Annotated in this window: 20 protein-coding genes; 6 read left to right on the forward strand and 14 right to left on the reverse strand. The window is 66.0% G+C overall.

Features of this window, described 5'->3' with window-relative positions; all coding sequences use genetic code 11:
- The coding region (locus EPO55_RS09875; RefSeq protein ID WP_296336531.1) for a sulfotransferase domain-containing protein at positions 1-767 on the forward strand (767 nt) is incomplete at its 5' end.
- Between the two features lie 5 nt (positions 768-772).
- Here the strand turns inward: EPO55_RS09875 and EPO55_RS09880 are convergent.
- The 10 genes from EPO55_RS09880 to EPO55_RS09925 all read right to left on the reverse strand — a co-directional run bounded on the left by EPO55_RS09880 (position 773) and on the right by EPO55_RS09925 (position 10,493).
- Positions 773-1,906: an FAD-dependent monooxygenase gene (locus EPO55_RS09880; protein ID WP_296336533.1), complete on the reverse strand. Its 1,134-nt coding sequence runs from the start codon at positions 1,904-1,906 to the stop codon at positions 773-775.
- Positions 1,907-1,925: 19 nt separating this feature from the next.
- Positions 1,926-3,017, reverse strand: a complete 1,092-nt coding sequence (locus tag EPO55_RS09885; protein WP_296336534.1) for an NAD-dependent epimerase/dehydratase family protein — start codon at positions 3,015-3,017, stop codon at positions 1,926-1,928.
- Complete coding sequence (locus EPO55_RS09890; RefSeq protein ID WP_296336536.1) at positions 3,017-5,572, reverse strand: PAS domain S-box protein; 2,556 nt, start codon at positions 5,570-5,572, stop codon at positions 3,017-3,019. The genes EPO55_RS09885 and EPO55_RS09890 overlap by 1 nt, the downstream gene beginning before the upstream one ends.
- A gap of 68 nt (positions 5,573-5,640) precedes the next feature.
- On the reverse strand, positions 5,641-6,201 hold the full coding sequence (locus EPO55_RS09895; protein WP_296336537.1) for a response regulator: 561 nt from the start codon (positions 6,199-6,201) through the stop codon (positions 5,641-5,643).
- A 98-nt stretch (positions 6,202-6,299) separates the two neighbouring features.
- Positions 6,300-6,848, reverse strand: a complete 549-nt coding sequence (locus EPO55_RS09900; protein WP_296336538.1) for a hypothetical protein — start codon at positions 6,846-6,848, stop codon at positions 6,300-6,302.
- Positions 6,849-6,937: 89 nt separating this feature from the next.
- Complete coding sequence (locus EPO55_RS09905) at positions 6,938-7,237, reverse strand: hypothetical protein (protein WP_296336539.1); 300 nt, start codon at positions 7,235-7,237, stop codon at positions 6,938-6,940.
- A gap of 108 nt (positions 7,238-7,345) precedes the next feature.
- Complete coding sequence (locus EPO55_RS09910; protein WP_296336540.1) at positions 7,346-8,329, reverse strand: tripartite tricarboxylate transporter substrate binding protein; 984 nt, start codon at positions 8,327-8,329, stop codon at positions 7,346-7,348.
- Between the two features lie 131 nt (positions 8,330-8,460).
- On the reverse strand, positions 8,461-9,138 hold the full coding sequence (locus EPO55_RS09915) for a CBS domain-containing protein (RefSeq protein WP_296336542.1): 678 nt from the start codon (positions 9,136-9,138) through the stop codon (positions 8,461-8,463).
- A 154-nt stretch (positions 9,139-9,292) separates the two neighbouring features.
- Positions 9,293-9,475, reverse strand: coding sequence for a hypothetical protein (locus EPO55_RS09920; protein ID WP_296336543.1), 183 nt, complete (start codon positions 9,473-9,475; stop codon positions 9,293-9,295).
- A gap of 88 nt (positions 9,476-9,563) precedes the next feature.
- On the reverse strand, positions 9,564-10,493 hold the full coding sequence (locus EPO55_RS09925; RefSeq protein WP_296336544.1) for a tripartite tricarboxylate transporter substrate binding protein: 930 nt from the start codon (positions 10,491-10,493) through the stop codon (positions 9,564-9,566).
- 283 nt (positions 10,494-10,776) lie between these two features.
- Between EPO55_RS09925 and EPO55_RS09930 the strand changes: the two genes are divergently transcribed.
- Both EPO55_RS09930 and EPO55_RS09935 read left to right on the forward strand, forming a co-directional pair.
- Positions 10,777-11,739, forward strand: coding sequence for a D-2-hydroxyacid dehydrogenase (locus EPO55_RS09930; protein WP_296336545.1), 963 nt, complete (start codon positions 10,777-10,779; stop codon positions 11,737-11,739).
- 22 nt (positions 11,740-11,761) lie between these two features.
- On the forward strand, positions 11,762-12,262 hold the full coding sequence (locus EPO55_RS09935; RefSeq protein ID WP_296336546.1) for an L-2-amino-thiazoline-4-carboxylic acid hydrolase: 501 nt from the start codon (positions 11,762-11,764) through the stop codon (positions 12,260-12,262).
- A gap of 55 nt (positions 12,263-12,317) precedes the next feature.
- Here the strand turns inward: EPO55_RS09935 and EPO55_RS09940 are convergent, their stop codons facing one another.
- On the reverse strand, positions 12,318-12,572 hold the full coding sequence (locus tag EPO55_RS09940) for a hypothetical protein (protein ID WP_296336548.1): 255 nt from the start codon (positions 12,570-12,572) through the stop codon (positions 12,318-12,320).
- Between the two features lie 399 nt (positions 12,573-12,971).
- On the opposite strand from EPO55_RS09940, the gene EPO55_RS09945 reads away from it, so the two are divergent.
- Both EPO55_RS09945 and EPO55_RS09950 read left to right on the forward strand, forming a co-directional pair.
- Positions 12,972-13,679 (forward strand): substrate-binding domain-containing protein, encoded by a 708-nt coding sequence (locus EPO55_RS09945; RefSeq protein WP_296336549.1) that lies wholly within the window; start codon positions 12,972-12,974, stop codon positions 13,677-13,679.
- Positions 13,680-13,708: 29 nt separating this feature from the next.
- On the forward strand, positions 13,709-14,383 hold the full coding sequence (locus EPO55_RS09950; RefSeq protein ID WP_296336550.1) for an aspartate/glutamate racemase family protein: 675 nt from the start codon (positions 13,709-13,711) through the stop codon (positions 14,381-14,383).
- Positions 14,384-14,443: 60 nt separating this feature from the next.
- On the opposite strand, the gene EPO55_RS09955 is transcribed toward EPO55_RS09950, so the two are convergent.
- Both EPO55_RS09955 and EPO55_RS09960 read right to left on the reverse strand, forming a co-directional pair.
- Entirely contained in the window at positions 14,444-15,634 is a 1,191-nt protein-coding gene (locus EPO55_RS09955) for an acyl-CoA dehydrogenase family protein (protein WP_296336551.1), read from the reverse strand.
- Between the two features lie 22 nt (positions 15,635-15,656).
- Complete coding sequence (locus EPO55_RS09960) at positions 15,657-17,036, reverse strand: FAD-binding oxidoreductase (protein ID WP_296336552.1); 1,380 nt, start codon at positions 17,034-17,036, stop codon at positions 15,657-15,659.
- Between the two features lie 106 nt (positions 17,037-17,142).
- Between EPO55_RS09960 and EPO55_RS09965 the strand changes: the two genes are divergently transcribed.
- The gene (locus tag EPO55_RS09965) at positions 17,143-18,048 is read left to right on the forward strand and encodes a LysR substrate-binding domain-containing protein (protein ID WP_296336554.1); all 906 of its coding nucleotides are present in this window, start codon (positions 17,143-17,145) and stop codon (positions 18,046-18,048) included.
- Between the two features lie 299 nt (positions 18,049-18,347).
- On the opposite strand, the gene EPO55_RS09970 is transcribed toward EPO55_RS09965, so the two are convergent.
- Positions 18,348-18,485, reverse strand: coding sequence for a hypothetical protein (locus EPO55_RS09970; RefSeq protein ID WP_296336555.1), 138 nt, complete (start codon positions 18,483-18,485; stop codon positions 18,348-18,350).
- Positions 18,486-18,698 lie beyond the last annotated feature (213 nt).

Consider the following 18,698-nt stretch of genomic DNA (forward strand, 5'->3'; position numbering starts at 1 on the left):
ACGTCGACTATTGGGCCGAGCGCGACAACCTCGCGGAAGCGCTCAAGCCGCCGTTCGTTCTCTTCAACTACGATTCTGACTTCCGCGGTCATGCCGATCTGCTCGACCGCGACGACGTCCGGATCCTCCATCTCATCCGAGATCCGCGCGACGTGCTGATCTCGGCCATGCATTATCATTGCAAGGCGGGCGAGACCTGGTTGCACGAGCCGGTGCCGGGCTACGACGATGTCACCTACCAGCGTCGGTTGAATGCCTTCGCGACACGTCATGAGCAGTACGTGTTCGAAATGGAGAATTCGACCTTCAGCACGCTGCGCGACATGCAGAAGTGGCGTTATGGCCGGCCCAATTGTTTCGAGGCCCGCTACGAGAAGCTGCGGCAGGACACCGAGATGTCCTATTGGTCCGGAGCCATGTCGTTTCTGGGCTTCGATGCGGCCGAGCAGAAGGTCTGCCGCCAGCGCTTCTGGCAGTACAGCCTGTTCGGCAACCTTGGTCGCGGCCACAAGCATGTCCGTTCGGGCGACGTCGCCCAGTGGAAGCGCGAATTCACGCCGCCGCTGGCCGCCGCCTTCCGCTGGAAGTTCCCCCGCCTGCTGCAGTCGCTTGGTTACGAGCCCGACGACCGCTGGGTCGGTCGCGTCCGCGGCCCGCGGCTGAGCCCAAGCCCGGGCCCGGGCGGTCCGGTGTCGCTGCTCAAGCGGATCGCCGGTCGGCCGTGGGAGCGCTTCAAGCTCTCGACCGCGACAAGCGCCAGCCCCTGACGGTCCTAGCCGGCCAGCGGCGCCGTCCAGGCGTTGTAGCCATAGACCCAATCGGTTTCCGTGGCGCCCTTGCCCCAGGCGTTCTGGCGTGAGGTGAGTTGCATGCGCGCGGTCCGCTCGGTCCGCGTCGCCTCGTAGCGCTCGAGCGCCGCGCCGACGCCGTCCGGCTCGACGCCGTCGAGGCAGCGCGACAGCACCGCCGCGTCCTCGATTGCCATTGCTGCGCCCTGCGCCATGTAGGGCGTCATGGGATGGGCGGCGTCACCCAGCAGCACCGCGCGGCCGTCGCCCCAGCGCTCCAGCGGCTCGCGGTCGACCAGTACCCGCTTGTGGACGGAGGGACAGGCCGCCAGCACGCGCTGCACCGTGGGATGGAAGCCTTCGAACGCCGTCCGCAGGACGTCGACGTCGCCCTCCGCCGACCATGACTCAAGGCCGAATTCGGGCTCGGGCTGGCTGGTAACGAAATAGACTTCCGAGCGGTCGGGCTTCACGTAGTACATGACGATGTGGCGGTCCTCGCCCCACCACTTCGCGCATTCGTCCATCTCGAAGCCCTCCAGCAACTTCGCCGGATAGGTCGTGCGGTAGGCAATGCGTCCGGTGACGTTGAGCATGTCCTCGCCGAACAGGATTTTCTTCAACGCCGAATGCACGCCGTCGGCGCCGATCACGGCGTCGGTCTCGGCGTTCGCGCCATTGGCGAAGGCGAGCCGCACGCCACCTGACGTGGCCTCGACACCGACCAGCCTATGGTCGAGCCGAATGACTTCCGCCGGCACGATGCTGGCCAGCGCCTCATGCAGATCGCCGCGATGGGCCAAAAGATACGGCGCGCCGTATTTTGCCTCGGCCGCGGAGCCGAAGATCATGTCGAACATGACCTCGCCGGTGCGCCAGTCGCGGTTGTTCCACGAGCGTGGATAGAAGGTCTGTGCACGCAGGCGCGCCTCCAACCCGAGGCCGCGCAGCACATGCATGGCGTTGCAACCGATCTGGATGCCGGCGCCCACTCGCGCGAACTGCTTCGCCTGCTCGTAGACCGTGACGTCGAGGCCCTTGAGCCGGAGCGCCGCCGCCGCCGCCAGCCCACCCATGCCCGCGCCGACGATGGCGACGTTCAACTTGCGTTTGATCATGCCCGGAAAGATACGATCCCTACGGCGGCGGCAACAGCCTCTTTGCCTGCATTTCGGCGAAGCATTTTCGGAACATCGTCTCGGTGTCCATCACCTCGGTGAACCCCGCTTGCATCAGCTTGATGGTCGAGACGAGTGCGGCCGGGCCGGGTCGGTCGCGGCCAAAACCCATCGTGTAGTCGGCGTACTCGAATGAAAGGCCGACGAAATCCTTCAAGGTGCCCGACTTGAGCCCGTGCGCGGCGCGGATCTCCACCCACTCGGGCTCGCATGGCCGGATCTCCCGATCGAGCGCCAGCGGCACGTGATCGCCGACCGCAAAGCCCAGCGCGTCGGCGATGGCGGGCCAGACGTTGGGCCACACGAACACGTCGCCGTTGGTGACGTTGAAGATCTCGTTGCGCGCCGCTTCAGCCTGCCCGGCCCAGCCGATGCAGCGCGCCAGCAGGTCGGCATCAACGGCCTGCGCCACGCGGCCGACGCCACCGGGATAATCCAGCCGGGACTTGCCAGCGCGTCTCTGCATCGCCGCATAGACGCCCAAGGCCGGAATTACGTTCATGGCACTGCCTACGGAATCGCCCACGATCAGCACCGGCCGCAGGATCGACCAGCTCCATGCCTTGCCCGTTTGCGCCTCTCGGACGAGGCGCTCCTGGTTCCAGTAGAAATTCGGCTGTTCGTGCATCTCCGAGCGGTTCTCGCGCGCCGGCACCATGAGTGGGCGGACATGCACGCCATACGCCTTGGTGCCCTGCAGCAGCGTCACGTGGCGCAGCCCCGGCGCCGCGCGTTCGAGCGGCCCGAACAGGTTCCTGAGCATCAGGTCGTTGATCCGGATCTGCTCCTCTTCCTGCCAGCCCGCGACCAGCCCCGGCCTTTCATGGAGCGCGGCATAGACGAGGTGCGTGACATCCGCGAGCTCCGGGGTGAACTCGGCGCACGCCGCGGCGTCCGTGAGATCGAGGGGCAGCCAGCGCGCGCCATGCGTTTCGTCCGGCCGTCGGCGCGAGACGGCGATCACCTCGCAACCCTTCTCGGCCGAGAAGTGCTTCATTGCGGCATGGCCGACGAGGCCGGTGGCGCCGGCGATCAGGACTTTTCTGACCACTACTGGCTCGGCAACACGATCTCGAAGCGGGCACCGCCCTTGGCACGATTGGCGGCGGTTATGCGGCCGCCCATCTCCTCCAGGATGCGGCGGCAGATGCGCAACCCGAGGCCGGTTCCCTTGCCGCTCGGCTTGGTCGTGACGAAGGAATTGAAGAGCCTGGGCAGGATCTCGGCGGAAATGCCATGCCCTGAATCCTCGACGGCGATCCGCACGAAGGTGCGACCGTCCTTCTGCAGCGTCTCTGTGGCGATCGAGATGGTGCCGCCGCCGGCATCGCGGGCATTGTTGATGAGGTTGACCAGCACCTGTCCTAGTCGCCCGACGTCGCCCACGACCGAAGGCAGCTGCCCGTCGAGCCGCTCCGACAGCGTCATGCCGGCCTCGCGCACGCCGTGGCCGGTGAGGTCGATGGCGCGGCGGACCGCCTCGTTCGGATCGAATGGCTCGGGCGTGTCGGATGAGGTGCCGCGCACGAAGGCACGCAGGTCGCCGATGATGCGGCTGGCCTGCTCGACCTGCTGGTTGATGCGCTCGAGCTTGCCCTGCACGACTGTCGCGTCCGCCGGGCCGCCGCGCTCCGGTGCTTGGGCGAGCGCATCGAGCGCCGAGGCGCAGGCGATGTTGATGACCTGCAGCGGCTGGCTGATCTCGTGCGCCATGGTGCCGGCCATCTCGCCCACGGTGGCGAAGCGCTCGGCGTTGTAGAGCGCCTGTTCGGCCTCGCGGCGTTCGGTGTCGTCGACGCCCAGCAGGACGATGCTGCTCACCGCGCCGTCGGCATCGGTGGCCGGCGTGGCGGTGACCGCGATCAGCCGCTCACGGCCTGAACTATCCGGCCTTTTCAACACGAACCGCGAGCGCTTGGTGCGTTCGGGGTTGAGCGGGCAGGGCAGGATTTCCTGCAACGGACGGCCCACCGCATCTGCAGCGGCGATGCCGGTGAGGGCGGTGAAGCCGCCGTTGACCATGACCACGTTGAGGGCGCGGTCGACCAGCACCATCAGCGCACCGCCCGATTCGACAACCGAGCGCAGCCGGGCCATCTCCGACTCGAGCCGGCGCTCGAGTTGTACCCGCTCCTCTACGTCGCGGATCACGCCGGTGCTGACCACCTGTCCCTGCTCGTCGAGCCAGCGGCGTGCCCGCACCTCGACGGTGCGCACCGCACCGCCCGCCGTGATCATCGAGAAGCGGGCAAAGGTGCCGGGATCCTTTGGATCGTATTGCCGGGTGGTCTGGCTCCGCACCCGCTCCACCGAGTCAGGCGCAATGAGCTCGAGGAAGTGGGTGCCGACGAATTTCTCCGGCGGCATGCCGAACAGGTCGGCGACGGCGGCGTTGACGAAGGTGAACTTGCCGGTCTCGACGTCGAGCGTGTAGGCCACGTCGACCATCGAATCGACCAGGGACTGGTAGCGCGCACGGGCATGTTCCTGCTCGGCGCGCGCCTTCTCCAGTGCGAACTCGTGCCGCTTGATATCGGTGACGTCGACCCGGAGCCCGACCGTGAGGCCACTCGCCGTGCCCTTCTCCGACCAGTCGAACCACCGCCCGTCGTCCGACTGGCGCGTGCGCTCGGTGGTCTTGGTGCGGAAGCGCGCGATCCATTCCTCGACCGGCTGCGGTCCCAGGCCGGCCGCCTCGAGCGCGCGGGCCGAGTCGTGCGCCAGTTCCGAGTAGGTCCGGCCGATCGCGTCGGGCCTTCGGAGCGCCGGCGTCAGCGTCCTGGCCACCGAATTGCACAGGATCAGGCGCTCGCTGGCGTCGTAGACGACGATGCCTGCCGACAGCGCCTCGACGACCTCGTTCAGCATATCGCGCGAGCCGCCGGCCTGTCGTGCAGCTTCTGCGGCGAGGCGCCATTGCGCGTGGTAGTCCATAGACGTGCGGCCGACCAGCAGGATGAGGACGAGCCCGGCGCAGACGAAGCCCGTGGTGCTGAGCGTCAGCACCAGCAGCGCCTCGGAGTAGTCGTCGACCAGTCGACCGAACATGTCATCGGCGGCGCGTGTCGTCGACAGGCTGAGCTCGGTGATCTGGTCCCTGAGTTGGAGGAGTTCGCGCAATATGACGGCGTCGATCGGCCTGCGTTGGGTTTCGAAGGCGCGGATTTCCTGGCCCACCCGGTCGCTGAACTCCTGCTGCGCCGCGCAGGTGTCGGCCAGCGCCGTCCGCGGCGAAACCTCGAAATCGCGGCACACCGTGGCGAGCGACTCTGTGAAATGGCGCCACGGCTCGCCGGCGACCGGTGCGGTACCGGCGCCCTGACCGGCGGCAGAACTGGCCAGAATGCCCCGCATCAGCAGGCGGCTCGCATTGTCGAGCGCCAGGATTTCGCGCGCCTGGCGGCGCTGCGGGTCAACGTCGGAGCGGTGGAGCGACAGCGCGATATCGGCGAACGCCACGACGCAGCAGATCACGCCGACGATGCCGGCGAAGGTGGCCCACAGCACGCCGCGCGTTCCCAGGGCGAGGCGCGCCTGGCTCGGGAAGGAACGCAGCAGGTCGACGAAGTTCGGCGCCCCCGGCCGTGCGAGCTCGCTCGATGCCATGATCAGCCCCCGGTGTTTTCCGCGTATTTTCTTGCCCGCACCATGCTGGACCGGGTGGGCCGACGACGCTAGTCGTCGGGGCGGCGGGTCCCACCCGTGCCGGTCGACAGCCAGCCCTTCGGCCGAGGGGCCGTCTGGCCCTTCGAGCTCTCCATGACCAGTTTCACCACCGCCTGGCGGAGCGGGCCGAGCGGCACCGGCTTGTTCACGAAAATGGTGATGCCAAGTGCCTGCAGGGTCTCCTCGGAGAGCCCGTCGATGCGTCCCGACATGATGAGGATGGCGGCCGACGGCAGCAGTGCGCGGATCGCTTCTGCGAGTTGCACGCCCGTCATGTCCGGGAGGTTGTAGTCGAGCAGCACCACCCGGGGCTCGAATTTATTGGCGCTGTGAAGCGCCGCCGCCGCATCGAATGCCGTCTCGACGACAAGATTCGCGTGGCGGAGATAGTCCGCCATTTCGAGGCATTGGATGGTGCTGTCCTCGACGATGAGGACGTCGCACCGCGCGTTTGCGGCGATGATGGACTCCCGCCTGAGGTGTTGCAGATGCACTATAGCCGAATTCACGACGACTTTGCGGCATATCAGGCAGACGTCAACGGCCCGCGAGACGACGACAATTCGCATTCACGAAGCAATCAGCCGCCACCGCGGCAAATCGGGAAGGGAGCCTCGCAGGACTCCCCTCGATACCTGTTCGCGACCCGTTGTCCGAACGCTGCCGGCTAGTAGCGGCTCTCGCGCATCGGGATGATCTGGCCGCTCGCATTGATCCGGTTGCCCTGCGAATCGTAGCGGTTGCCGAATTCGTCGCGCGTCACTGTCGCTGCCGGGTAGTAGGCCGGCGCGGGCTGGCCCGCGAGGCGGTAACCGTTGGCGTCGACGCGATAGCCCTGAGCATCGACCCGATAGGCCGGAGCGGCGGCGGAGTCGCGGTAGGCGCGGGCCTCGGTCTCGCGGGCGACGCAGCGGTCGTAGGGCGCCGTGCCGGCGGTAAGGCCATAGGAGTGGCAGGCGTTCCGCGAATCGGCGACGACGAGCGAGGGCGCATAGCCCGGCGTTGCGCGATAGTTGAGGCGGGCCTGCTGCTCGGCAGTCACGCAGCGGCTGTAGGCCCACGTGTTGGGCACGAAGCCATAGTCGACACAGGCCTGGTTGGACGAGGCATAGATGCCGCTACCGGTGGCGGCGCTGATGTTTCTGTTCTCGTAGGGGCTCGAGCAGGCGGCCGAGAACAGGCCGACCGAAACGGTGGCGAGGAGATGGAGGCGCATGGGAGTTCCCTTGTGAAAGACGGTCCGCTGGTAAGGCGGGCGTTTCGTTAACGCCGGGTCTTCCAAAGGGTTGCGGTGGCCGCCTCCGTCTATTCTCGCGACAGCATCTCCGCCGCGAGATTGTCCCACTCCTCTTCCAGCGAGAGGACAGGAAGGGGTCGACCGACGCGCCGGTACCACCAGCCGGCGTTGCTCATGTCACCTTCCTGGCGATGCAGGTGCGCGTGCACCCGGTCGCAGTCGGGCTCGCCTTCGTGGCTCTGGACGCACTCATGCGCCCGACCCCAATCGCCCCGACGCGCCCACCACAGCGCCTGCAGTGCAGGCCCGAGGTCGCCCGGCGGCGCCGCCTGGGACACGCTGCTTCGGAAGGCATCGATTGTCGTCATGGTCGTGCGGCCCTGTTCCTGGAACGATCCTCGATACGATGGTCATTGCGATTCTACCAAGCTTGTCATGCCTGCAGCTACCTCACGCCAGCAATGACAAAAAAGTCCTCACTCCACCCGTGCGCCCGACGCCTTGATGATCGGCGCCAGCCTGGCTTCGTTGTCGGCGCGGAACTTGGCGGCGTCGGCCGGGCCGAGCCACAGCGGCGTGCCGCCCTGGGCGAGGAAGGTCGCCTTCACCTTCTCGCTCTCCAACGCCTTCCTGGTCAGCGCGGCGCACTTCTCGACCATGGCCGGCGGCAGGCCGGCCGGGCCGCAGATGCCGCCCCATGAGGTGATCTCGAAGCCGGGCAGGAACTTCGACATGGGTTGGATCTCGGGCAACAGCGGGCTGGGTTCGCGCGAGGTGACGGCCAGTGGCCGGACCTTGCCGGCACGCACCTGGGCGATGATACCGGGCAGGTTGTCGTAGACCATGTCGATCTGGCCCGCGAGCAGGTCCTGCAACGCCGGTGCGCCGCCGCGGTAGGGCACGTGCACCATGTTGAGTCCGGCCATCTGCTTCAGCATCTCGCCACAGAGATGCGGGCTGGTGCCCTGGCCGCCCGAGCCGAAGGTGTACTTGCCGGGCGAGGCTTTCACGAACGCGATCAACTCGGGCACCGTCGTGGGCGGCAGGCCGAGTCTCACCGCCAGCAGGTTGGGCACCTGCCACAGCATCGAGACGGCGGTGAAGTCCTTGGCCGCGTCGAACGGCAGCTTGGCGTAGAGCGTGGGCGCGATGGCGTGCGAGGCGATGGTGTAGAGGCCGAGCGTGTAGCCATCGGGCGCTGACTTGGCGAGCAGGTCGGCGCCGACATTGCCGCCCATGCCGCCCTTGTTCTCGACCACGAACTGCTGGCCGGTGAGCTCGGAGAGTTCCTGGCAGACGACGCGGCTCAGCACGTCGGTCGCGCCGCCAGGCGGGAAGTGGTTGATGTAGCGTACCGACTTGCTCGGCCAGTCGGCCTGCGCGCGGGCGACGCCCGAAGCGATCATCGGGGCCAAGGAAAGAGCGAACGCACGCCTGCGCGAAAGCCGAAGCTTGATCATAGCGAGCCTCCCAATCGTTTCTTTGTTGGGGGCATCCTACGCCGCTTCTACTGCCATGCAGAATCAAATTCCGCCAGGGACGTGCGCTGCCTTCACCTTGTCGCGGCGCGGGCGAGATGTCCGATGGGTCGCTACACGCCCATGTTCACGCTGGGTGGGGCCGGGCGCAGGTGGTTCTTCACGGCCTTCACGCCCGGGACATTCTCTGCGGCGACGCGAAAGGCCTTGGAGACGATGTCGCTGGCGACGAAACCCCAGAGATGGACGACGCCGGCATTCACAACCACGTTGGTTGGCCAGGCCGACGACAGGCCGTCCTTGGCCAGTTCGGCAACGACCGCGCGGCGTGTCTCCTCGTCCGAGTGCTGCGGCGCATCGCCGGCAGGCTCCCGGGAAAGCAGGGCCTGAAGCAGGTTTGCACGGCTGACGATGCCAACGATCCGGCCGTCGCGAAGGATGGGAACACGCTTGATGGAATGCTTGTGCATCAGCTTCGCCAGCTCGCCGATCTTGGTATCTTCCGTGGCCGTCACGACGTTCTTCGTCATGACGTCGGTAACCCTGTGGGAATGCGACCGGACGTAGTTGCCTGCGGTCACGGCATCGTCGGTGAAAAGACGCTGCAACCAGGATTTGTCGGGGCTCGTGCCGATCTCGGCGCGACACATCAGATCGGCTTCGCTCACGATCCCGACCATCTTTCCCGATCCATCGACAACCGGCGCCGCGCTGACGCCGGCGGTAACGAGCAACTCAGCAGCGTCGAAGATCGACGCGTCGGCCGCCAAGGCATAGACGAACTCGGACATCACATGTTTGGCGCGCATCGCGATCCTCCAGCCATGAGCCATGGGATTGGCAGTTGAGGGGATTGGCAGTTGAGCGTCCAGCTTGCTCTTTCTGCGCCTGCTGTCTTTTGCGCCAGATCAAGGAACAGGGCGACGACGCTGGCAGATGGCTGCTCTACTGGCGGGGCGCCGCCGGTGTCGAGGGAGCAGCGGTGCCCGGCATGCCCAGAAGAAAATAACCTCCGGCGAGGACAGCCACGACCAGGCCGCCGACAATGAAGGCCAGCCCGGAACTGCCGCCGCTGGCCGGCGTGGCCGTGACATTGACGCTGGTGGGCCGTGGATCGTGATCGCACATCGTTGAAACCCCTCGCGCCCGGCATGGACTGGGGCTTCAACGCTGTCGGATGGGGAACGTTCCGCGATAGTCGCCTCGCGGCGACCGGCTACTCCACCTTCGCGCCCGATGCCTTGATTACCGGCGCGAGGCGCGCCTCGTTGTCGGCGCGATACTTGGCGGTGTCGGCGGGGCTGAGCCAGCGGCGCGTGGCGCCCGCCTTCTCGAACGCCGCCATCACCTTCGGGCTCTCGAGTGCCTTCTTGAGCAGGCCGTTGGCTTTGTCGACCATCGGCTTGGGCATGCCGGCCGGTCCGCAGAAGCCACCCCATGAGACGATCTCGAAGCCGGGCAGGAACTCGGCCATGGCCGGTGTGTCGGGCGCCGCGGGATGACGCTTGGCCGAGGTCACGGCAAAGGCCTTGACCTTGCCGCCCTTCATCAGGCCGAGCGGGCCCGGGATGTTGTCGAACATCATATCGACCTGACCGGCCAGGATGTCCTGGTGGGCCGGCGCGCTGCCGCGATAGGGCACGTGCAGGATGTTGACGCCGGCCATGCTCTTGAACAGCTCGCCGGTGATCTGCGGGCTGGTGCCGGCGCCCGAGGAGGCGAAGGAATACTTGCCCGGGTTGGCCTTCAGCAGCGCGATCAGCTCGGGCACCGTGTTGGCCGGGAAATCGAGCCGCGTCATCAGCATGTTCGGCACTTCCCACAGGATCGAAATGCCGGTGACATCGCGGCCGGCGTCGAACGGCATCTTGACGAACAGCGTCGGCGCAATGGCGTGGGCGGCGATGGTGTAGAGGCCGATCGTGTAGCCGTCGGGCGTTGCCTTGGCGACCAGGTCGGCGCCCAGCACGCCGCCGTTGCCGCTCTTGTTCTCGATCACGAAGGTCTGGCCGGTCAGGTTGGTGAGCTCGGCGCAGACGATGCGCGACAGCGTGTCGGTCGGGCCACCGGCCGGGAAGGGCACGATGTAGCGGACGGACCTGTTGGGCCAGTCGTCGGCCGCCCGCGCAACGCCGGACGCGATCATGGGAGCAAGTGAAAGGGCGCCACCGGACAGAACGAGAGCCCGCCTACGTGAAATGGGCCGGCGGGGAAGGGTAAACTTGGACATCTTAGACGTAGCCTCCAATGGGTATTCTTCTTGGTTCATATTCTATGCAAGTCGTTCCGGTATGCGCCATCTCCCATCTGCGGCTCGTTATTCCGTGCGGCGATAGGAGAAGGCGTTGCTCTCGTCAGCACGAGGTCTCGTTGTCGACCGTGCTACTGTGCCGTCACACGCATCCCCTGATGCCCCGGGAGCCACTCTCATGACCACCAATCGTGCCCATGTCCTGCTCTGGACCGACTCTCCCAACGCCTATTTGGAGGCCGTGAAGGTGGCCGGCCTCGACCATCGAGTCGCGATCGACACCTTGCCGCGCAAGGACAAGCCCACCGCCGACCAGCTCGCGCGCACCGAGGCGTTGATGGCGGGCGGCGTGCCGGCGGGACTGCTGCCGTCGATGCCCAGGCTGCGCTGGGCCCAGGCGATGAGCGCCGGCGTCGAAGGCTGGATGGCGCTGCCCGACCTGCCCAAGGGGCTGACGCTCACCTGCGCTCGCGGCACGCACAAGGAATCGATGCCGGAGAACATCATCGCCTCGCTGTTCTATGTCGCCAAGCCGGTGGCGGTGGCGGTCGAGAACCAGAAGAGCGCCAAGTGGGTCCATACCGTGCCGCAGCCGCTCACCGGCAAGACGCTCGGCATCCTGGGTCTCGGCGTCATCGGCCAGGAGGTCGCCCGCATCGCGGTGGCGCTCGGCATGCGCGTGATCGGCACCAAGCGCCGGCCCGGGCCGATGGACAATGTCGCCCAGGTGTTTCCGCCGGAGCGCACCAACGAGGTGCTGGGCCAATCGGACTTCGTGCTGCTGCTGCTGCCGGCCACGCCCGAGACCGACAACTTCATCAACGCCGAGCGGCTGGCGGCGATGAAGCCCACGGCCTGGCTGATCAACTTCGGCCGCGGCCACACCATCGTCGACGCCGACCTGATCGCGGCGGCGAAGAACAGGAAGATCGCCGGCGCCGTGCTCGACGTCTTCCGCCAGGAGCCGCTGCCGTCGGATCATCCTTTCTGGAAGGCCGAGGGAATCATCGTGCTGCCGCACATCGGCGGACCTCATCCGCAGCGCGACCGCTTCGTGGCGCGCCTGTTCGTGGAGAACCTCGAACGCTTCCTCGACGGCGCGCCTCTCAAGGAAGTCGTCGACCGCACCGCGGGTTACTGACGCTCCGCGTTGGAGAGATGGAATGACGAGTGTGATCGATGGGTACCTGGTGGATCCCCAGGTATCGCTCCTGGATAAGACGCGAATACAAGCCCAGGTCCTGGTGCCGGTGCTGCGCGCGTTGAGGGCCGAACTGGGCAAGGACAGGGCGGACGTCCTCGTGACCCAGGCGCTGCGCGACTGGTCGAAGCAGCTCTTCGCCGCCATCGGCGAGGGCATCGAAGGCAGCCCACGGCGCAAATGGGCGACCATCCAAAGCGTCTGGGGCGAGGTCTCCGGCAAGGAAGTAGAGGTCGATGTCCTGCGCCAGGACAAGGAGGCGCTGGACATCGACGTGACGCGCTGCCGCTTCGCCGAGTTCTTCCGCGGTCTGGGCGAACCCGAACTGGGGGCGCTGCTGATCTGCGCGGCCGATTTCGACATTGCCGCGGCCGGCGAGGGCGAGGTGAGCCTCGAGCGCGCTCAGACGCTCATGCAGGGCGCGCCGAGCTGTACCTTCCGCTACAAGTTCGCGCCGCGGTGATCGTCGCCGCAATCCTCCCCTCCGCGCAGTCTGCGAAGGGGAGGGAGCACGACTGTTACTTCGGGCAGGCCGTCGTCGACACGCCCTGCGCAGCCGCTGCGTTCAGGCAGTCGGTCGTGGTCGCATAGGCGCTGGCATCAAAGGAAGGCGCCAGCGACGCCTGCAACTGAGGCTGAGACTGAGGTTGGGCCGGGGCAGAGTAGGCGTAGTGATTGGTCTGCCCCAGGTGGCCGTCGTCCACGACGTCGGCCGTCACGGCGCCAAGGCTGAATGCACCGGCACCGATGGCGATCAGGAAGAACAGCGGCATGTTCGTCTCCTTGGTTGTCTCGTGGGTTGGTCTCGCACGGGCGCCGCAGGGCGCGACGTCCGAGCGAATAAACGCGAGGTCCTCGGCGCTGGATGCGTGGCAGATTGGGGCGATCCTGGGGTGCTGCGACAACAAGACCTCGCAACTCTGCGCGGCCTTACGTATTAGGCGCCGCCGTTAATTGAGCCGTGCCGCCTTGGCCTTCACCTCGATCGCTTCGGGCTGGCGCGAGCGGATGTTGAGCGTGTCGGCGCCGCAAAGTGCTCGGAAATGCAGGCCTTTTCTCCAGGGCTCGTCTCGTGCCCGTTCTCGGAGACCGGCTCTAGATCAACTTTTGCCGCCCTCCACGGCTGCATCGCGCTATATAGGCGGTGTCCGTTGTGCGAGGAGTGAAGTCCAGTGGCATCGCCGTCGTCTGTCGCCGTCATGAGCGGTCTCGCCCTCGAGGTGGCCGTCAACCGCTGGCTGAAACCGGCCTTCGAGGCCGCCTCGCCCTATCGCCTGGAGATCGACTGGCGTCCGACCACCGCCATCATGAAGTCGATCGCCGAAGGCCAGCGCGCCGACGTCGTCATCGCCATCGACGGCTCCATGGACAAGCTCTGCACCGACCGCATCGTGCGTCCCGAGACCCGCCTCTGTCTCGCCGACTCGGTCCTGGGCGTCGGCGTCCGCGAGGGCGCGCCGAAGCCCGATGTCTCGACGGTCGAGGCCTTCAAGCGGGCGCTGGTGGCTGCGAGGGTGGCCTACTCCCGGGCGGGGGCGAGCGGCATCTACTTCACCGGGCTGGTCGAGCGGCTGGGGATTGCCGCGGAGGTCAACGCGCGCGCCGTCGCGATCCCGATGGGCTTCACCGGCGAGAAGGTCGCGAGCGGCGAGGCCGACATTGCGATCCAGCAGGTGAGCGAACTGATGTCGGTCCCCGGCGTTGCCGTCGCCGGTCCGTTTCCTGCGGAGGTCCAGACCGTCTCGACCTTCGATGCCGCCATCTTTGCCGATGCCGCGAACCCGGACGGTGCCGCCGCGTTGATGGCGCTGCTCGCCTCGCCCGCTGCGGCGAAGGCCTATGGCGATGGTGGTCTGGTATCCCGCCTGCCGCCTTCCTGAAAACGCTCTCCTTTCGAAAGACCTGATGCATGTCGAAGAAGCCCCGCGTCGTCCTCCTGCATGGTACACCCGTCGCCGTGGAACCCATCCAGCGCGCGTTCGCCACGCGCTGGCCCGAGGCCGAGATCGTCGACCTGCTCGACGCCTCGCTGTCGGTCGATCGCGCCAAGGACCCTGACCTGACGCCGCGCATGTTCGAGCGCTTCGTCGAGCTCGGTGACTACGCGCATCGCCTCGGGGCCGAGGCGATCCTCGTCACCTGTTCGGCGTTCGGGCCGGCGATCGAGCGCATGGCGCGGGAACTGCCGGTCCCGGTGCTGAAGCCCAACGAAGCGATGTTCCGGGAGGCGATCGGCCGGGGACGGCGGATCGGGATGCTTGCGACCTTCGCGCCGTCGGTGCTGACCATGACGGAGGAGTTCGAGCAGTTCGTCGGCGAGGCGGGCGGCGGGGCGGGTGCCGGGGCGACGCTCGAGACGATCGTCGTCGAGGGGGCCATGGACGCGTTGCGCAAGGGCGACGCCGACCGGCACAACGCGCTGATCGCCGCGCGGGCGCCCGAGCTCGCGCACTGCGACGCCATCATGCTCGCGCACTTCTCGACGTCGCGTGCGCTGGCGGCTGTCACCGCCGCGGTCGGGACACCGGTGCTCACCGCGCCCGATGCCGCGGTCGACCGCATCAGGGCCGCCATCGCGGGTTGACGCCGGGTGATGTCGGCTTCGGGCCATGAGCGGACGTTGAACCTTGGCGTTCACACCAGCTCACAATCTCCGTATTCCGGGGTCGAGGCCTAACAGGACGCTGCCAGCCAGCTCATAGTTGCCGGCGCTTACAGCCCGATGCTGGATGGCGGCATGGACATCCCGAAAGCAGCGCTCCAGGCGGCTGCTTTCGTAGACGGAACTGCCGCCACCGGCGTTGTACATGAGATCGACGACCTGGGCGGATGCCGCGGCCGCCTGTGTATTGGCTAGCCGCAACAAAGCGCGCATCCGCAGTAAATCCGAACGGCCGGCTTCTATTTCGTCCCAGGCCTCTTGGGCGGTCTCGAGTAGAAAAGCGCGGGCCGAGCGCAGGAGGGACTCGGCGCGCCCGACATCACCCTGTACGGCCGGCGTGTCGCGCAGCTGCCCAGGTCCGCCTCTTCCAGCTCTGGCGATGGCCAGCCTTTCGAATGCATCGATCGCACCGCGCGCGATCCCGAGGGCCGCCGACGCGATCGCAACGCCGAACACCGTCCTGAATGGTAGCGCATAGAGCGGACCTGGCGTCGTCGGCACGGGGGTGACGATTTCAATCGAGTGGTTCTCGGGCACGAACAGATCGGTGACGCTGTAGTCGTGACTGCCGGTGCCGCGCAGGCCCGAGACATGCCACGTATCGATAATTTCAGCGGCGCTGGTCGGAAAGAATACCAGGCGCTCGACGGGCGCACCGTCCGGCTCCAGGCGCGGCGCATCGCCATCGTGAACGACGCAGATGCCGATCGTCCAGTCGCTGTGCTCGATGCCGCTGCCAAAGGCCCAACGGCCGGATACACGATAACCACCGGCGACGGCGACGGCTCTTCCGGTGGCCATGAGCTGTCCCGCGACCACGGTGCCGCCGCCGTCGAAGATCCGGCTCGCCACACCCGGCGCCAGGTAGCCCGCCAACCGGCTGTAGGAAGCGGCGATCGATGCGCACCAGCCCACCGAGCCGTCCATCCGCGCCAATTCTTCGATGACCTTGACGTAGTCGACGAGATCCAGGGCCGCGCCGCCAAGTGGCCTCGGCAGCCACAGGCCGAAGAGGCCGGCCGTGCGCATCGAGTCGACCAGCCTGGGCGGCATGCGCCGCCGCTGGTCGAGCTCGTCGCGGACGGCATCGATTTCGGGTTTCAGGCGCCGGACGGCCTCGATCATGTGGTCGACCTCGCGCGGTGTTGCTCTCGTCGTCAGGGCGCCGTCCATGGCTCTTCTCCCTCTTCGGGCTTCAGGGCTTCGAACCGAGTGGTCGAATGTTCTGATTCATACGAAAGAAGTTACCAGGATCGTATTTCGCCTTGATTTGCTGCAGGCGTCGATAGTTCGACCCGTAGGCCGCCGCGATGGCATCACGCGGCTCGTCGTCATCGAAATAATTGACGTATCTGCCCGCGCCCATGAAGGGCTGCAGGTTGGCATAGGAGTCGCGCGCCCAGGCTATACAGGCCGAGTTCTGCCGGCGTTCCATCCATTGCGCCAGCACCAGCATGTTGTAGCCCGGTGACCGGTGAGGAAAGGCAGTGTCGGTCGGACCAATGCGCGTGACGGCGCCGTGGAAGTGTTCAAGCAGCAGCTGGCCCATAGGCGTCGGGCAGCGCGCGAAGCAATCGATCATGGCGCGAATGGCATCGTCGCTCAGCGTCGCGAGGAAGCTCGACTTCCAGTAGTTGAGCGCGCCGCGCGGATAGCCAGCATCCAGCATGGCGTTCATCTGCGTATAGGGGATCGCCGCGATGGCATCCATCGCCGGCTTGCCGAATGCCTTGATGGGCTGGACCGCTTTCTCGCCTTCAGCCAGCGATCCGCAATGGCAAAGCACCATTGCCGCAAGCTTCTGCCCCGAACCGTCGGGCGCATGAACGAAGCCGCCAAACAGGGCGAGTTCGTCGGGGAGCTGGTCGGTCATGTCGCGGTAATGGCGCAAGACATCCCAGGCCATGTCGAACGGATATGCAATCAAACCGCCGGTGATCTGAGGCCCGACAGGATGCAATCGGTATTCCAGGGAGGTCGCCACACCGAAATTGCCGCCACCGCCGCGCGCGGCCCAGAACAGGTCGGCATTCTCATGCTCGCTGGCGGTGACGACGCGTCCGCTCGCCAGGACCAGGTCGACCGACAAGAGATTGTCCAACGCCAGCGCATGCTTACCCATCAACCAACCGAGTCCGCCCCCCAACGTGAGACCTGCGATCCCCGTACTCGAGACGACGCCGCCGGTGACGGCCAAGCCGTGCAGCTGCGTCTCGCGATTGAACTCGCCCCACGTGACGCCCCCTTGGGCGCGTGCCGTACGGCGAACTGGATCGACATAAATGCCCTTCATCGGGGCAAGGTCGATCATCACGCCGCCGTCGACCGTTGCGCGCCCCGCCACATTGTGACCACCGCCACGAACGGCTGTCTCGAGATGTAGCTTTCGCGCAATACCGATAGTGTCGGCGACGTCGGCCACGCCGCGACATCTGGCGATCAACGCCGGACGCTTGTCGATCAGGCCATTGTGAACGCTTCTGGCTTCGTCGTAGGCCGCGTCGCCAGGCTTGAGGAGTTGTCCCGAAAATGTGGGGGTGAGCTCAGCGGCGGCGTTGACAATGTCCAGCGCCATGACTTTTCTCCTCAGGGTGGTTATCCTGATCATTCTCAACTCGTCTTATCGGAGCAAACGCGCAGATTTCAGCTGCAGATGAATTCACTTCATCTACAATGGGGAGATGCTGAAGCTTCCCCCCCTGATAGAGCTACGTGCCTTCGAGGCGGCGGCACGACATATGAGCTTCAAGAAAGCGGCTGCCGAGCTTTGCGTAACGCCAACCGCAGTCAGCCATCAGATACGGCTGCTTGAGCGATATTGTGGGCAGCCGCTTTTTCGACGTCGGCCGCGACCGCTGACGCTGACCGAAGTGGGAGCACGCTTGTTTCCCGTAATTCACGACGGGCTCGGAGCGTTCGCCACAGCCGTCGCGACTGTGAAGCGCGACGGAGGGAAGCAACCGCTTCGAATAACGACAACCAACGCCTTTGCCAGTCGATGGCTCGTACCGCGCCTGTCTCTCTGGCATAGGCAACGCGGCGTGTTGCCCTTGGAGGTTATAGGCACGGACGCAGTTTTGGACCTCCACGGCGGCGATGCGGACGTCGCCATCCGAAACGCTGCAACCCTTCCGACAGATGGCGTTGCAAAACAGCTCTTCCGTGACTCGTTCTGGCCCGTGTGCAGTCCCCGGCTACTTTCGTCGGGTCGTCCGCTCAAGCGAGCGGAGGACCTTCGCGGTCAAGTCCTCGTCCACTTTCACTGGCCCCCGTTTGTCCCTCATGCCGCGACATGGCAGCGATGGTTCACGGCCGCCCGACGCAGATGGCGAGCTGTGCCGGATTTCAGCGAAATGAATCACCTAAGCTTTCGCGAAGAGCTGCATGCGATAGAAGCGGTGCTCGCTGGACAAGGCATCGGCATGTTCAGCGACCTGCTTGTCGGTGACGAACTGAAAGCCGGTACCTTGATGAAGGCGCTCGACCTCAAGCTGTCGGGCTTCGGCTTCTATTTGGTCCATTCGTTCGGCCATCCGCGCGGGCGGGAAATAGCTGCACTTTCAACCTGGCTGCAGTCTGCCAGGTAAGGCTTCTTGGAGGAGAGCCAGGAAAATGGCCGATTTCCGCTTCGGGTCATGAAGCGACGTGATGACTGGTCGCCGAAATGTCCTCTTTGGCCTCGGAAGCGGACATCTCGGGCGGTCACGGGGGCTAGGGGTCAAGCCGCGTAGCCGGTTGGTCAAGATCGGCGAGCAGCGACTGCAACCAGTTCCTACGGTCGAGAAGTTCCGCCGCGCCCGGTCAATAGCGCACCCTATCGACGTCGCCCAGTCGAGATGCCGCGCTGCGCTGGCAGTGCTTGCGCCACTAGATGTGGGAAGCTCTCTCAGCGGCTGATGAGCGCTTGCGCGACGGGCACGAGGATCGCCAGCACGACGGCGGCAATTGCTGCCCAGCCCGCGATCCGCGCCCATGTAAGCGTCGCACTCTGCTGTTGGCTCGACGCCCGCGCCAATCGGAGCATCTCAGTCTGCTGCTCGACCTGCTCGCTGGTCCGTTGCGCAACCCAGTCCTCAACGTCTCTCCGGGTCATTACGCCAGACGCCATGTGCTGGACGGTCGCGCCGAGCCCAGGGCCAGAGTTCGCCAACTTCATTTGCACCATGGCGAGGCCTAGCTTTTCGAGTTCAGCCCGCTGCTGATCTATAAGTGCCATCACCGGCAGTGTGTGGCACAC

It is taken from the genome of Reyranella sp., from assembly GCF_004296935.1.
In the GTDB taxonomy this organism is placed as follows: Bacteria; Pseudomonadota; Alphaproteobacteria; order Reyranellales; family Reyranellaceae; genus Reyranella.